Origin of the sequence: Streptomyces sp. SID13726, assembly GCF_010548375.1 — a bacterium.
Taxonomy (GTDB): Bacteria; Actinomycetota; Actinomycetes; order Streptomycetales; family Streptomycetaceae; genus Streptomyces.
The window spans coordinates 22,980-37,842 of sequence record NZ_JAAGLY010000012.1; the positions used below are offsets into that span (position 1 = coordinate 22,980).

The window sequence follows — 14,863 nt, forward strand, 5'->3', positions numbered from 1 at the left end:
TCCCCGCGCCCCTGAAAAGCCCCTGTTTCTCCGTCAGTCGCGGCAGACGGAGGGCAGGGCGCGGATCAGCGCGCGGGTGTGCAGTCCGTCCAAGTGGTCCTCGTGGTGGATCTGGACGGCCGCCAGGGTCAGTTCGGGGCGGCACTCGAAGGTGCCACGTTTCCGGGAGGTGTCGGCCAGGGACTGGACCAGCGCGCCGGTGATCCGGTTGATCTTCTGCCGTACGACATTCAGGTCCGGCTTGGTCGTCGGGGCCTCGTCGGGATGGGCGGTCCAGCGCTGGAACAGGCCCCGTTGCACGACCTTGTTCGCCTCGATCTGGTCGCGGAAGATCACGCGGATCTCGGCCGGGTCGGCGCCGATCTGCTCGGCCTGTGCCGCCACGGCGTCCAGGACCTGTTGTTCGCGGGCCGGGTCGTCGATGGGGCTGTCGGTGCCCCACTTGGCGGCGGCCACGAGGTCGGCGGTGGCGAGGCGTTCCGCGGAGAGGTCGGCCACGGTGTGGAGGGACTGGGTGGGTGCCGCCGCCGCGCTGCCCGGCACGACGAGCAGTGCGGCGGCGGCGATCAGGGGGACGGCGAGGGGGGTGGAGTTGCGCATGGTCCCATCAAACCCCACCCCGTTCGGTCAACTGCTGCTGACACTCTCGCTGTTGACCGCGAAGTCCAGTCCGCCGGAGGAGGAGGTGATCTCGAAGCCGAACTGGAGGTCGCCGATGGTGACGTTGCCGAACCAGCCCTTGGTGTCCTTGATCCACTTCAGGATGGGCAGGACGTTGACCGTGCCGGACGACGAGTTGGAGGTGCGGATGAACGAGAACACGTCGTTGGAGCCGTTGTTGCCCTTGTAGACGGTCCAGGTGTGACCGCCGAGCGTGACGTTGCCCTGCGAGGTGCCCAGCGGACCGACGGCGCCGGTCTTGTTCATCCAGAGCATGATCTCGTAGTCGTAGTTGGTGTCCCAGATGTCGTACGACGTGTTGTACGACCCCGACGACGGGACCGTGACGTTGTAGCTGCTGGAGAGCGAGCCCAGCGAGGTGATCGACTTGTTGATCACCTTCTTGGCGTTGGGGTAGGACTTGATGCCGCCGGTGTTGGGGTGGTTGGCGTTGACGCCCCAGTTGGTGCCGGAGTTGGCCCAGATGCACTGGGCGCCGGCGCCGGAGCCCCAGATGTTGTTGTAGAGCGTGTAGCCGTTCAGGCTCGTGTTGCCGTACTGGGCGCAGCTGCTCCAGACGGCGGCGGAGGCGGGGGCGGAGGCGAGGCCGACAGTGGCGCCGATGGCCATCGCCGGTGCCAGTACGGCCATGGTGACCTTGCGCAGTGCGGTCGTTGCCATGGTGTCCCTTTCCATGGGTGGGGGGAGGTGCGGGGGTGTTACCACGCCTCCAGACGGAGGACGTGGTCTTCTCCGGCGACGAGGTCGAGCGGCTCGGCGCCGGAGGAAGTCCGGAGTTCGACGCGGTGGGTCCGGGTGGGGCGGAGCACCGCGGTCGCTTCGTGAGGGTTCCAGGTGAGGTCGAGTTCGGCCCCGAACCGGGTGCGGACGCCCCGTAGTTCGCCCTGGGGGAAGGTGGCGGGCAGCGCGGGCAGCAGCACCAGCCGGTCCGGCGTCGACTGCACGAGCATCTCGACGAGCACGGCGGGCAGGGTGTGGGCGGCGTCCGCGTTGTAGACGTCCCGGTTCGGGTAGTGCGCGCTCATCAGCGAGTCGTGGAAGAAGTCGCCGCCCAGGACCTGGCCGAGGGCGTGCGCGACCCGTTCCCCGTCGCGCAGCCGGGCCGCGACGAGGGCGTGGTGGAGATGGCCGTGGGCCGAGTCGTTCTCGGCGCCCCGCAGTTCGAGGGCCCGGTGGGCCGCCTCGGCGAGTTCGGGGGTGTCGTAGGGGGTGATCTCGTCGAGCGGCCAGACGCCGTAGAGGTGGCTGAGGTGCCGGTGGTCGTAGGTGTCGTCGAGGCCGGGCCAGGCCCATTCGGCGAGGGCTCCGTCGGAGTTGATCCGGTGCGGCGGGAGCCGGTCCGCGAGGGCACGCCAGGCATCCGCCCTCTCCGGGTGGTACGCGGCCGCGGTGAGCAGGGCGTGGCGGGCGGCGGAGAGGTCCATGGCCGCGTTGAGGGCGCCCCAACTGGCGTTCGCCGGACGGTTCTCCGGTGAGTAGGAGGGCACGACGACGAGATGGCCGTCCTCGTCCGTGCGGGTGAGGAAGTCCTCGTAGAACAGGGCGACTTCGGCGAGGGCGCGGGCGGTGCGCGGGTCCTGTTCGCCGCGGGTCTCGTCGTGGTCGACGAGGGGCTTGAGCAGCCAGTCGGCGCCCGCCGTCCACAGGTGCAGCGGGTACTCGCGGCTGAAGTGGTACGTCAGCCCGGACTCGCCGTCGGAGTGCGGCGGGGCCACGACACCGCGGGCGCCGAAGATCTCACGGGCGTTGTCCCGCCAGTCCGGCAGCTGACGGTCGATCAGGGAGGCGAGAGCGGCAGTGACTTCAGGGAGGGCCGCGCCCGCCGCCGACGCGGTCTGGAGGTTGACGTTGGCGTCGTTGGTGAACGCCCCCGCCCACGCCGTGTCCCAGTCGCCGGTCCACAGGCCGGTGAGGCGGGGCGGGAAGAGTCCGCCGGCGGAGAGCAGGTGGTAGCGGCCCGCGGCGAACAGCCGCTCCAGGAGGGCCGGGCTGTCGGTCCGCTTCAGCAACTCCGAGCCGGGCAGGGCCCGTTCGGCGGGATCGGCGCCGAGGTCGAGGGTCACCCGCCGGTAGGCGGTGCGGTGCGGCTCGGTGTGGCGGGCGAGGAGACGGCCGTACGGGTCGTCGTGGCCGTCGGGCAGCAGCTCGCCCAGGGCGCGGGCCTCGGCGAGGGCGTCCGGCTCGTCGGCGTGCCGCAGCACCCGGGTCAGGAGCAGGACGGAGTCCGCGCCGGTGATGCGCAGTCCTGGCGGGGTGAGGGTGGTACGGCCGCCGGTGACCACGACGAGGGTGACGCCGGTGTAGGCGCGGTCGCTGCCGGGGTAGCGGGCGCGCAGGGTGAGCAGGGCGCCGTCGGGGGTGAGGACGGCGCCGTGGCCCACGGCCAGGTCGTGGGGTGCGTTCGGGAGCCGGTGGTCGAGCGAGATGTCCAGGTCGGGAGCGGTGACCTGCTGGACGATCACGTCGTCGGCGCGGGACACGAAGACACGGCTGTGGCAGCCCTCGTACTCGCTCTGCGCGACGCCGGTGGTGAAGTCGACGGAGCGGCGGTAACCGGTGCTCCCGTCGGTGGCCGGCCGTCGCAGCCGTATCGCGAAGGCCGGGTGGAAGGGCTGCACCCACTGGAGCGGGCGCCCGTCCGTGAAGCGCTCGGCGGCGTCGAGCTCGCCCGCGAGCAACCGGTCCTGGAGCGCGGGGAGTTCGGCGGCGAGGCGGGGCGGGCGGGCGTGTTCGGCGCCGTTGGGGCGGACCAGGGTGTGGTGGGTGACGACGACCCGTTCGTCGTCCGGGGCGCCGAACGCGAGGGCGCCGTGGTGGCCGTTGCCGCTCAGGAAGCCGTCCTCCCAGCGGGTGGCGGGGCGGGGTTCCCAGGTGCCGTCGGTCATGGTGCGAGCACCGCCGCTCCGTAGCGGCCCAGCGTCACGCGGTCCGTGCCGGACTCCCCCGTCAGCAGGTCCCGGTGGGTGCCGGGCACCTCGACGGTCACCGACTCGCGGCCGTGGTTGAGGACGAACAGCAGGTCGCCGCGGCGGACCGCCTCGACCCGGTCGGGCAGTCCTTCGAGGGCGGGGCGCGCGCCCGCGTCGTGGGCGATACGGCCGAGCAGCTCGCGCAGGGCGTCCGGTTCAGGGAGCGTCGAGAGGTACCAGGCGCGGCCCCTGCGGAGCACGGCGGGCAGCCCGTCCAGCTCACCGCCCTTGTAGGCGGCCTGCGTTGTGGCGTCCTCGGTCTTCTCGATCTCCTCCGACCACAGCGTGCCGCGGAAGCCTTCCGCCTCGGCCTTCTCCCCCGCGTCCAGCGGCCACCACTCGTGCAGGACCCGGATGCCGAACAGTTCGCGCAGCCGGGCGTCCATGCCGCCGGGGCGGACCCGGTCGTCCTCGTCGGCGACGCCGGTGAGGAAGCCGGAGACGAGGGTTCCGCCCTGGTCGACGTAGGCGAGGAGGTTGTCGATCGCCGCGTCCGTGAGGGCGTACAGCTGGGGGACGACGACCAGCTTGTAGGCGGTGAGGTCGTGTTCGGGGTGGGCGAAGTCGGTGGTGAGGTGGGCCTCCCAGAGCGCGCGGTGCCACGCCTTGAGCACGTCCGGGTAGTCGGCCTCGCTGGAGAGCCGGCCGTCCTGGGCGCCGGCCCACCAGGAGTGCCAGTCGTGCAGGACGGCGATGTCGTTGGCGGTGTGACGGCCCGTCACCTTGCCTGCGATGGCGGCGAGTTCGGCTCCGAGCTGCTTGACCTCCTGGTAGGTGCGGCCCTCCTCCCCCGCGTGACTGACCATCCCGGAGTGGAACTTCTCCGCGCCCTGCCGGGACTGGCGCCACTGGAAGTAGCAGACGGCGTCGGCACCGCGGGCCACGGCCTGGAGGGACCAGAGGCGGTTCAGGCCACGCGGTTTGGGGTGGTTCACACCCCGCCAGTTGACCGGTCCCGCGGCCTGCTCCATGAGCATCCAGGGACCGCGCGCCTGGGAGCGGGTCATGTCCTGCACGAGGGCGCCCTGTTGGGCCCCGAGCGGATCACGCGGGTCGGGGTAGAGGTCGACGGAGACGACGTCCTCCTCCTCGGCCCAGCGCCAGGCGTCCTGCCCGAACCACAGCGGCATGAAGTTGCTCGTGACCGGGATGTTCGGGGTGGCCCGGCGGACGATGTCCCGCTCGGCGAGGTAGCACTCCAGGAGCATGTCGGAGGTGAAGCGCCGGAAGTCCAGGACCTGGGTGGGGTTCTTCAGGTAGTGCGCGTGGCGGGGCGTGTGCACCTCGGCCCAGTCGCCGTAGCCCTGGCTCCAGAAGGCGGTGCCCCAGGCGGAGTTGAGGGCGTCGAGGCCGCCGTACCGCCGCTGGAGCCAGACCCTGAACCGGGCGGCGGCCTCGTCGCTCCAGTCGAAGGTGCAGTACTCGTTGTTGATGTGCCACATCGTGAGGGCCGGGTGGCCGCCGTAACGGGCGGCCAGGTCCTCGGTGATGGCGGCGGCGAAGCGCCGGTAGGTGGCGCTGGAGTGCGAGAAGTGCTGGCGCCCGCCCCAGTACTCGGTGCGGCCGTCCTCGGTGACGGGCAGGGTGTCGGGGTGCAGGTGGCCCATCCACGGCGGCGGCGAGGAGGTCGGGGTGGCGAGGACGACCCCGATGCCGTTCGCGTGCATGAGGTCCATCAGCCGGTCCAGCCAGCCGAAGTCCCGCTCCCCGGGCCGGGGTTCGAGTTTGGCCCAGGAGAAGACGCCGAGCGTGACGGAGTTGACGCCGGCGGCCTTCATCAGCCGGACGTCCTCCGGCCAGGTCTCCTCGGGCCACTGCTCGGGGTTGTAGTCGCCGCCGTAGAGGATGCGGCCGCGGGTGGCGTCGCCCAGGTGCGGCATCAGACGGGCTCCCCGTACTGGATGCCCCGGCCGTTGGTGGCGATGTAGACGCGGCCGTACAGGCGCGGGTCGGCGGCGATGGTCGCGCCGATCCAACCCCACTGGTGCTGGTCGTCGTTGACGCGCACCCAGCTCTTCGCGCCGTCGTCGGAGCGGTACACGGCGGTGATCGTCTCCGTGGAGCCGACCTGGTAGACCGCCGGGTAGTCGGCACCGTCGGCGGCCTTGCCGAAGGCGAGGGTGTAGGAGGCCCAGCAGCTGGTGAGCTTGGTGAAGGTCCCGCCGCCGTCGGTGGACCGGTACAGACCGTTCCACTTGGTGCTCAGCCACAGGTCGCCGGAGCGCCCCGGAGCGGCGGCCAGCTGGAACTGGCTGTCACCGGAAGGCAGTCCGTTCGCGCGCCCGGTGAAGGTGAGCCCGCCGTCCGTGCTGGCGAACAGGGTGCCCGTGTCGGTGTCGTACGCGTAGAAGCGCTTCGGGTCGGCCGGGTCGGCGAGCGGGGTGGCGCCCTTGGGGTAGCCGGCGACCTCGGCCCAGGTGGCGCCGTTGTCCGTGGAGCGCTGGGCCGGGTACTTGGTGCCGTCCCAGTGCACGAAGGTCCACAGCAGCACGCTGCCGTCGCTGTTGGTGGCGATCGGCCCGGGCGCGTCCTTGGCGAGGGCGGGCTGAGCGGCAAAGGGCGCCCAGGACTTGCCGCCGTCGTTCGAGTAGGCGCCGTTTCCGTGGTCGCCGAAGCCCGTCCGGACGACGTACGACGGCTTGGCGGCGGCCTGCGCGAGTCCGGTCGCCGATCCGAACACGGGGTTCGAGGCCATACCGCGCGAGGGCGAGGCGGTGAGCCGCTCGTGGTACATCACGCCGACGTCCCCGAGCCCGCTGAGCAGGTGCGCCTCGCCGGTCGGCGGCGAGATCAACTGCCGTACGGAGGTCTCCTCCAGGCCCCGGATCTGCGGGGCCCAGTGCTTGAGGTCGCGGGTGCCGTAGAGGGTGGCGCCGGTGCCGTAGACGATGTGCTTCGAGTCGTACGGGTCGACGGCGAGGGCCTGGATCCACCAGCCGAACTTGGGCGCGTCGGCGCCGAAGGTGAGGAACGGCGTCTCGGAGACGTCGAGGACCGCGGAGTCCTTGAGGGAGGTCCAGGTACGGCCGCCGTTCGTGGACCGGTACAGGGTGTCGACGGCCGCCCAGCGGTTGTTGGTGGAGACGACGACGGTGCCGGGGCGGCGGGCGTCGACGGAGACTCCGCCGTACCCGAAGGTGTCGGAGGAGCCGTCGCTCGTGGTCCCGCCGGGCTTCACGGGCGTGACGTCGGTCCATGTGCCGCTCGCCGTGGCCAGCTTGTGCACGCTGCCGTCGGACTGCCCGTTCGGGCCGGGCGCGTTGGCGTAGGAGACGTACAACTCCCGGGTGTGGCAGTCGTACGCGGCCCGGATCGGCACCTTGGCGGAGGTGCCGGAGGGCTGCGCGGGGACGGTTTCCCAGGTGGTCCCGTCGGAGGTGCGGTAGAGGTTGGCGGAGGTCCCGTCGGAGTCCCCCCACCCGGCGTACAGCACCCGCCCGGCGGCGACGAGCAGGGTCACACCCTGGCCACCGCTGCCGGGCACCCCGGGGAACCCGCCGACGGCGGCCCAAGTGGCGCCCCGGTCCGTGGACTTGAGCAACCCGTCATGTCTGGTCCCCAGCCACAGCGTGTCACTGTCCCGGGGATCGACGAGGAGCCGCTCCCCGGCCCCCCGCCCGTCCTCGTTCCCCCCGAGCTTCACGGAGAGATCGGCCCGCTTCCAGCTCGCCCCCCGGTCCTCGGACCGCAGCACGGCACCGTTGCCGGCCCAGGACTGCGCGTAGGTGCCGAGCGCGAGGTAGACCCGGTTCGGATGCGCCGGGTCGACGGCCATCGCCTCGACCCCGAGCAGGTTCCAGTCGTCCCAGCCGAGGTCGTCGTTGAGCGGGGTCCAGCGCGCACTCCGGTCGTCCCACCGGTAGGCACCGCCGATGTCGGTACGGGCGTAGGCGAGACCGCGCACGGAGGGGTGGAAGAGGACACCGGTGACGAATCCGGTGCCGCCGATGGCTACTTGGCGCCAGCGGTAGGAGGGGGTGGCCGCCGCGGCGACTCCCGGGAGGGCCGGAACAACGGTGACTGCAGCAGCAGCCGCGGTCCCCACAAGCACGGCACGCCGGCTAATCCTGGACGAAAGCATGACAAACCTCGCTCTGAACTAAGGGAAAGTGAGCCCACCCAGGGGCGCGGGGAACTGCGCGCCCAGCCACGAACAACCCGCAGCCGCCGTCCGTCAGAACCACCCCTCCGGGATGGCGAACGGTCAGCCCTTCACCGCACCCGTCAACATGCCCTTCTTGAAATGCCGCTGCACGAACGGAGAAGCCACAGCCACCGGAATCAACGCCAGCACCATCACGGCCATCTGCAACCCCAGCGCCGACAACTGCCCCGTACGCACCGCCTGCTGCAACCCCGTAGGAGCCTCCGTGTTCTTCTGCACCAACTGGATCAGCACATTCTGGAGCGGCATCATCGACTGATCACTGAGATAGATCGACGCGTTGAACCACGCACTCCAGTAACCCACCGCGTAGAACAGCGAGATCACCGCCAGCACAGCCCGCGACAACGGCATGATGATGGTCAGCAGAATCCGCAGATCCCCCGCCCCGTCGATCCGCGCGGACTCGGTGAGTTCGGGCGAGATCCCCATGAAGAAGGCCCGCAGCACAAGGATGTTGAAGACACTGACCGCGCTGGGCAGGATCAGCGACAGATACGTGTCGGTCAGTCCGAGCGACTGCACCAGCAGATAGGTCGGAATGAGCCCGGCGCCGAAGAACATCGTCGCCATCATGGCCATCAGGAAGAACCGGTGCCCGAGACTCCCCGGCCGGGACAGCCCGTACGCCGCCAGCACCGACACGGCCATCGAGAACAGCGTGCCGAAGAGCGTGACCCCGACCGAGACCATGATCGCCCGGCTGACCTGGCCGCCGCTGAGCAGTTCGGTGTAGTTGACGAAGGTGATGCCCTGGGGGATCACGACGAGCCCGCCGACCCGGTCGATCACCGGCTTCGGGGAGAGGCTGGTGACGATGACGATCCACAGCGGACCGATCACCCCGAGACAGCACAGGAGCAGCAGACCGCTCTTCGCGGTGATTCCGGCCTTGCTGGGCTCTTCCTCCCACACCGGCCGGGCGGGGGCCTTGAGGCTGCGGACGAGCTGCGTGTTGAGGCTCACTTCTGGTACACCCCCTGCTCGCCCAGCAGATGCGCGAACTTGTTCGCACCCAGGACGAGACACACTCCGATGGCTCCCTTGACGAGGCCAACCGCGGCCGCGTAGCTGAAGTCGCCGTTCTGGATACCCATGTTCCACACGTAGGTGTCGAGGACCTCGCTGGCACCCACACCGACGGCGTCCCGCTGGAGCAGGAACTGCTCGAAACCGACGCTCAGCGCGTCACCGACCCGGAGGACCAGGAGCAGTGCGATCACCGGGCGCAGCGCGGGCAGCGTCACGTGCCACATCCGGCGCCAGCGCCCGGCGCCGTCCATGGCGGCGGCCTCGTACAGGTCGGTGCTGACGGCGGCGAGCGCGGCGAGGAAGACGATGATCCCCCAGCCGGCGTCCTTCCAGACGGCCTGCGCGGTGACCAGGTACTTGAAGAGGTCCGCGTTGGTCATCAGGTCGAAGCCGCTCCAGCCGTGGTCCTCCAGGGTCTGGGCGATGATGCCCGCGCCGCCGAAGACCTGCTGGAACACGGTGACGACGAGGACCCACGAGAAGAAGTGCGGCAGATACATGATCGCCTGCGCCACGGCCCGCACCCGGGGCCTGATCACGCTGTTGATGAGCAGCGCGAGGGCGATCGGGATCGGGAAGAACAGCACCAGCTGGAGCACGAACAGCACGATGGTGTTCTTCGCGGCGTCCCAGAACAGCGGGTCGTCGACCATCCGCGAGAACTGCTCGACCCCGACCCAGGGGCTGTGGAAGATCGCGGTGATGCCGTTGCTGGAGATGTACGGGTCGTAGTCCTGGAAGGCGACGACGTTGCCGAGCAGGGGGACGTAGTTGAAGAGCAGGAGCAGGACCATGACGGGCAGCGTCATGAGGATGAGCGTGCGGTCGCGGCGCAGCCGAATCCTGAAGGGGATCTTGCCCGCCTTGCCCGCCCTGCCTGTCTTGCCCGCCCTGCCTGTCTTGCGCGCCGTCCGCTCCTCCACCGAAGCGCCCACCGCGGCGGCGACCGCGGCCGTCGGTTCCTCGACGGCCGCGGGAGGTCGGGTCCCGTCGGGCCTGCTCCCGGCCGTGAGAGACATCAGTTGCCGCTGCCGTTCTTGTCGATGAGCTCCTTGTACCAGTCGCGCAGCTTGTCGCCGCCGGAGGACTTCCAGGTGGAGATGGCCGCCTGGACGTCGGAGAGCTTGCGGTTGCCGCGTACGTAGTCGATCTCCAGCTGCTCGAACTGGCTGGAGAGGTTGGCGTAGCGGGTCGGCTCGACGATGTTCATGCCGTACGTGGACGTCTTCTTCATGAAGGCGCCCATCCGCTGCTGCCACTCGACCTGCTTGCGGGCGACCTCGGGGAAGTCGGGGTGGGCGAAGTAGGCGGCAGGCGCGGCCAGCATCACCCAGGCGTTGAGCACCTCGGAGTTGCCCAGGTCGTTCTTGACCGGGACGCCGTCCTTGACGGTGTAGTGGGTGCCCTCGACGCCGTAGTCGACGAGCATCCGCTCCTTGGTGCCGTAGGGGGCGGCCGAGAAGTCGGCGGCGGCCAAGGCGTTCTCGATCGTCGTCTTGGAGGCGCCCTTGCGAATCAGCGACCAGATGGTGGCGGGCGAGGAGGCGTACAGCTTCGGGTTGCCGCCGTCCGCGCCGAAGAGGTCCATGGCGTCGATCCGGAGGTCCGGGTTGGACTGGGCCTGTTCGGATACCTTGCCGTACCAGTCGGCGATGTTGGTGTTCCAGACCAGGATCTGCCCGGCGGTGAAGCGCTGGCCGGCGTCGCCCGTGCGGGCCTTGTCGTCAGGGTGGACCAGGCCCGCGTCGAACACCTTGCGGACCCACTCCAGGGCTTCGAGGTACTCGGGCTGTTCGATGCGGTACGTCACCTTGCCGTCGGACCCCATGTCCCAGCCGATCGGCCCGGAGCCGCGAACTCCGAAGAAGCTCCACGCCGACCAGGTCAGGTTGCCGTCGCAGGCCCACACCTTGGCCTTGGAGCTGGTGGCCTCCTTGGCCCAGCTCATGAACTCGTCGGCCGACTTGGGTACCGCGTAGCCCTTCTTGTCAAAGACGTCCTCGCGGTACAGCGGCGCGATCCAGTTCGCGGTGGCCGCCGGCATCGGAATCCCGCGCAGCGCACCCCCGAAGATGCCCATGCGCCAGGCGTCGGAGGGGATCGCGGCCAGGTTCGGGTACTTCTTGACCTTGTCGCCCGCCAGGTAGGGGCCGAGGTCCATGAACTTGGCGGTGACCGCGTTGGAGATCTTGCCGACCAGCTCCCAGCTGGGCACGACGACCATGTCGGGTATGGAGCTGGAGGCGAGGACCGCGCCGAGCTTCTGGCCGTAGGTGTTGCCGTCCTGGTTCTGCCAGTCGATCTTGGTGCCCGCCGCCGCGTCGAGCGCGGTGTAGTAGGCGCAGCCGGCCTTCGGCGGGGAGCCCCAGAACGGGGACATGATCTTGAAGGAGGCGCCGGTGCCGAGCTTGTCCGGGACCGAGGTCTTGAGGGCCGCGAGGTCGACCTTGCCGGTGAATCCGGCGGCCGAGCCGTTCTTCGACGGCAGGTCCGGGTTCACGACCGTGCTGGCGACGAACGTCGGGAGCAGCTTGTCCGCGGCCTTGCCCGACGTGGTTCCCTCGCGCTCGCCGCCGCCCGACCCCCCGCAGGCGGACAGCAGCGGCATCCCGCCCGCCACCGCGGCGGTGGCGACCGCCGTCGAGGCGAGGAAGCTTCTCCGGCTCGGCCCGGAGGAGGCGGAAGCGGCGTTCGGCGTCATTGCGTCAACCCTTCATGGCGCACCAGGACACCCGGCGGTGGAGCCGTCGGCTGCGGTGTCTTGAGTGGAACTGGCTGAGCTGAAGCGGTGATTCGACCGTCGCGACGGAATCCGTAGTCGAAGTAGTCGAAGCGCTTCGATGTTGCTGTGAGGTTAAGTGAACACCCAGGGGTGCACAAGGGTCGTTCCCAAGATTCCTCCGAGGTGTAAGAGGTGACCTTTTCTTATGCACCGCTTGAAGTGACGGTGTTGATCTCTTGACACCCACCCCTGTGTCGAATGAGCATCGAAGCGCTTCGAAAGCATCGAACCGATCCATCGCAAGGGGATCCCCACGTGACCGCACACCCGCCGCACACGCCGCCATTTCGCGATCCGCATCTGCCGTTCGCGAAGCGCATCGACGATCTGCTGTCGCGGCTGACCCTCGACGAGAAGATCGGATTCCTGCACCAGTTCGCACCCGCCGTCGAACGGCTCGGCGTCCCCGAGTTCCGCACCGGCCAGGAGGCCCTGCACGGCGTCGCCTGGATGGGCCCGGCGACGGTCTTCCCGCAGGCGGTGGGTCTCGGCGCGACCTGGAACACCGAGCTGGTGCGCCGGGTCGGCGAGGCGGTGTCCAAGGAGGTCCGGTCGATGCGCGCCCACGACGACCGCGTGGGCCTCAACGTCTGGGCGCCGACGGTGAATCTGCTCCGGCATCCGCTGTGGGGCCGTAACGAGGAGGGCTACTCCGAGGACCCCGGGCTCACCTCCGCCATCGCCACCGCCTACACCCACGGGCTGCGCGGCGACCACCCGACGTACTGGCGCACGGCCCCGGTGCTCAAGCACTGGCTCGCCCACAACAACGAGACGGACCGCGCCACTTCGTCCAGCTCGGTGCGTCCGCGCGTGCTGCACGAGTACGACCTGCGCGCCTTCCGCGGGACGGTCGAGGCGGGCGCGGTGGCCGGGGTGATGCCGGCGTACAACCTGGTCAACGGCCGCCCCAACCACGTCTCGCCGTACCTTCGCGAGCAGTTGCGCGCCTGGACCGAGGAGGAGCTGCTGGTCTGCTCGGACGCGGGCGCGCCCTCCAACCTGGTCGACCACGAGCACTACTTCGACACCCACGAGGAAGCCACCGCGGCCTCCCTCCGGGCCGGCGTCGACAGCTTCACCGACCACGGCACGGACAGCTCGCAGATGGTCGGGCGGATCCAAGGGGCCCTGGACCAGGGCCTGTTGACCGAGGCCGACATCGACTCCGCGGTCCGCCGCCAGCTCTCGGTCCGCTTCCGGCTCGGCGAGTTCGACCCGCACTACGACCCGCACGCGGGCGCCAAGGACTTCGACACCCCGGCACACCGCGCGCTCGCCCAGGAGGCCGCCGAGCAGGCGATCGTGCTGCTCAGGAACGACGGTGTGCTGCCGCTCGCCCCGGACACCCGGATCGCGGTGGTCGGGCTGCTCGCCGACGAGTGCAAGCTCGACTGGTACAGCGGCACCCTCATCCACCGCTCGACCCCGCTGGAGGGGCTGTACGAGCGGTTCGGCGCCGAGCGCGTGGAGTTCGCGGAGGGGGTGGACCGGGTACGCCTGAAGACCTCCGCCGGGACGTTCCTGCACGTCCCGGCCGCCGAGGGCGCCGAGGACGAGGTGCGCGGCGCCGAGGGCGCCCTGGACCCGGCGCTGCTCGCGGGCCGCACGGACCTGCCCCCGCTGACCACCGACGCGACCGGCACCGAGTTCGCGCTGATCGACTGGGACGAGGGCGTCCTCACGCTGCGCGCCCCCGACGGCCGCTATGTGTCCGTCGCCGAGGACGGCTACCTGCGCGCCTCGGCCGACCAGCCCGGGGGCTGGGTCGTCCAGGAGACCTTCCGGCTGGAACAGCACGGCGGCGGTCACCTCCTCAGGCACATCGGCACGGGCCGCCACGTCACTGTCGCCGCGGACGGAGTGAAGGTTGCCGACGAGAATCCGGAACCCGAGGCGAAGCCGGAAACCTTCACGCTGATCATCGTCGAACGCGGCGAAGACGCAGTGACCCGCGTCACGTCCGAGGCGGACGTCGTCCTGGTCGTCGCGGGCAACGACCCGCACATCAACGGCCGCGAGACCGAGGACCGCGTCTCCCTGCGGCTCCCCGCCCACCAGGAGCGCCTGCTGCGCGCCGCCCGCGCCGCGAACCCCCGCACGGTCCTGGCCCTGGTCTCGGCCTACCCGTACGCCGTGGACACCTCCGCCCTGGCCGCGGCCCTGTGGACGGCCCACGGCGGCCAGGCGGCCGGCACCGCGCTGGCCCGCGTGCTGGCCGGCGACGTCTCCCCCGCGGGCCGCCTCCCGCAGACCTGGTACGAGAGCGACGCCGACCTTCCGGGCCTCCTCGACTACGACGTGATCGGCAGCCGCCAGACCTACCTCTACTTCGAGGGCACGCCCCTGTTCCCGTTCGGCCACGGGCTGTCGTACGCGTCCTTCTCGTACGGGGACCTGGCCGTGCGGACCGACGAGGACGCGGCGCACGTCTCGTTCACGATCACGAACACCGGTGACGTCACCGCCGACGAGGTCGCCCAGCTCTACACCCGCGCGGTCGACCCGGCGCTCCCCCGCCCGCGCCGCGAGCTGGTGGCCCACCGGCGCGTGACCCTCGCCCCGGGCGCCCGCGAGGAGCTGTCCTTCGAAGTCCCGTTGCGGGCCTTCGAGTTCTGGGACGTGACGCGGGGCGGCTGGCGGCTGGAACCCGGTCCGTACGACCTCCTGGCCGGCGCCTCCAGCGAGGACATCCGGCTGCGTACGACCGTGCTGCTCGACGGCGAGTCCGCCGCACCGCGTCCGGTGCTCCAACGGGGCCTGGAGGGCGCGGACTTCGACGAGCAGAGCGGGGTCGAGATCGTCGACCGGACCAAGGCGGCGGGCGACGCGGTCACGGCGACCGAGGGCCGTACCGGTGAACTCGTCTACCGGGACTGCGACTTCGGCGACGGGGTCACCGAGGTGACGGCGCTGGTCTCCGGCGAGGGCGCGGTCGAGCTGTCCCTGGACGGGGGCGCGGTGCTCGCCGTACTGGAGATCGAGGAGTCCGACTCGGGGCCGTACGACTACACCACGCTCGGCGCCGGAATCGTCGCCGAGGGCGTGCACGACGTGCACCTCAGGCTGCGCGGCCCGCTGCGGCTCGCGCATGTCGGCTTCTCCGGTTGAGGGTCCGGAGGAACCGGCACAGATGAAGGGGCCCGGCACCGGAAGGCATCGGTGCCGGGCCCCTTCGGGGCGGCGGGTCAGCGTCGCTGTGCCGACTCTATATGAAAATGGTTCCCATTAGCT

The 14,863-nt window shown here is 70.3% G+C and carries 9 protein-coding genes; 1 reads left to right on the forward strand and 8 read right to left on the reverse strand.

Going from position 1 to position 14,863, the window contains the following annotated elements:
- Positions 1-33 precede the first annotated feature (33 nt).
- From G3I78_RS28275 to G3I78_RS28310, 8 genes are all read right to left on the reverse strand, one after another.
- A complete protein-coding gene (locus G3I78_RS28275) occupies positions 34-600 on the reverse strand; it encodes a chorismate mutase (protein ID WP_164429548.1) in 567 nt (188 codons plus the stop codon).
- A 27-nt stretch (positions 601-627) separates the two neighbouring features.
- Positions 628-1,341 carry a hypothetical protein gene (locus tag G3I78_RS28280; protein WP_164429550.1) on the reverse strand — a complete coding sequence of 238 codons (714 nt, stop codon included), beginning with the start codon at positions 1,339-1,341 and terminating at the stop codon, positions 628-630.
- A gap of 38 nt (positions 1,342-1,379) precedes the next feature.
- Positions 1,380-3,566 carry a glycoside hydrolase N-terminal domain-containing protein gene (locus G3I78_RS28285; RefSeq protein WP_164429552.1) on the reverse strand — a complete coding sequence of 729 codons (2,187 nt, stop codon included), beginning with the start codon at positions 3,564-3,566 and terminating at the stop codon, positions 1,380-1,382.
- A complete protein-coding gene (locus G3I78_RS28290) occupies positions 3,563-5,530 on the reverse strand; it encodes a beta-galactosidase (RefSeq protein WP_164429554.1) in 1,968 nt (655 codons plus the stop codon). Before G3I78_RS28290 ends, G3I78_RS28285 begins: the two co-directional genes overlap by 4 nt.
- Positions 5,530-7,731 carry a sialidase family protein gene (locus tag G3I78_RS28295; RefSeq protein WP_164429556.1) on the reverse strand — a complete coding sequence of 734 codons (2,202 nt, stop codon included), beginning with the start codon at positions 7,729-7,731 and terminating at the stop codon, positions 5,530-5,532. The genes G3I78_RS28290 and G3I78_RS28295 overlap by 1 nt, the downstream gene beginning before the upstream one ends.
- A gap of 123 nt (positions 7,732-7,854) precedes the next feature.
- Positions 7,855-8,781 carry a carbohydrate ABC transporter permease gene (locus G3I78_RS28300; RefSeq protein ID WP_164429558.1) on the reverse strand — a complete coding sequence of 309 codons (927 nt, stop codon included), beginning with the start codon at positions 8,779-8,781 and terminating at the stop codon, positions 7,855-7,857.
- Positions 8,778-9,866: an ABC transporter permease subunit gene (locus G3I78_RS28305; RefSeq protein ID WP_164429560.1), complete on the reverse strand. Its 1,089-nt coding sequence runs from the start codon at positions 9,864-9,866 to the stop codon at positions 8,778-8,780. The genes G3I78_RS28300 and G3I78_RS28305 overlap by 4 nt, the downstream gene beginning before the upstream one ends.
- Positions 9,866-11,548, reverse strand: coding sequence for an extracellular solute-binding protein (locus G3I78_RS28310; RefSeq protein WP_164429562.1), 1,683 nt, complete (start codon positions 11,546-11,548; stop codon positions 9,866-9,868). Before G3I78_RS28310 ends, G3I78_RS28305 begins: the two co-directional genes overlap by 1 nt.
- Before the next feature lie 336 nt (positions 11,549-11,884).
- On the opposite strand from G3I78_RS28310, the gene G3I78_RS28315 reads away from it, so the two are divergent.
- Positions 11,885-14,740 (forward strand): glycoside hydrolase family 3 C-terminal domain-containing protein, encoded by a 2,856-nt coding sequence (locus tag G3I78_RS28315; RefSeq protein ID WP_164429564.1) that lies wholly within the window; start codon positions 11,885-11,887, stop codon positions 14,738-14,740.
- Positions 14,741-14,863 lie beyond the last annotated feature (123 nt).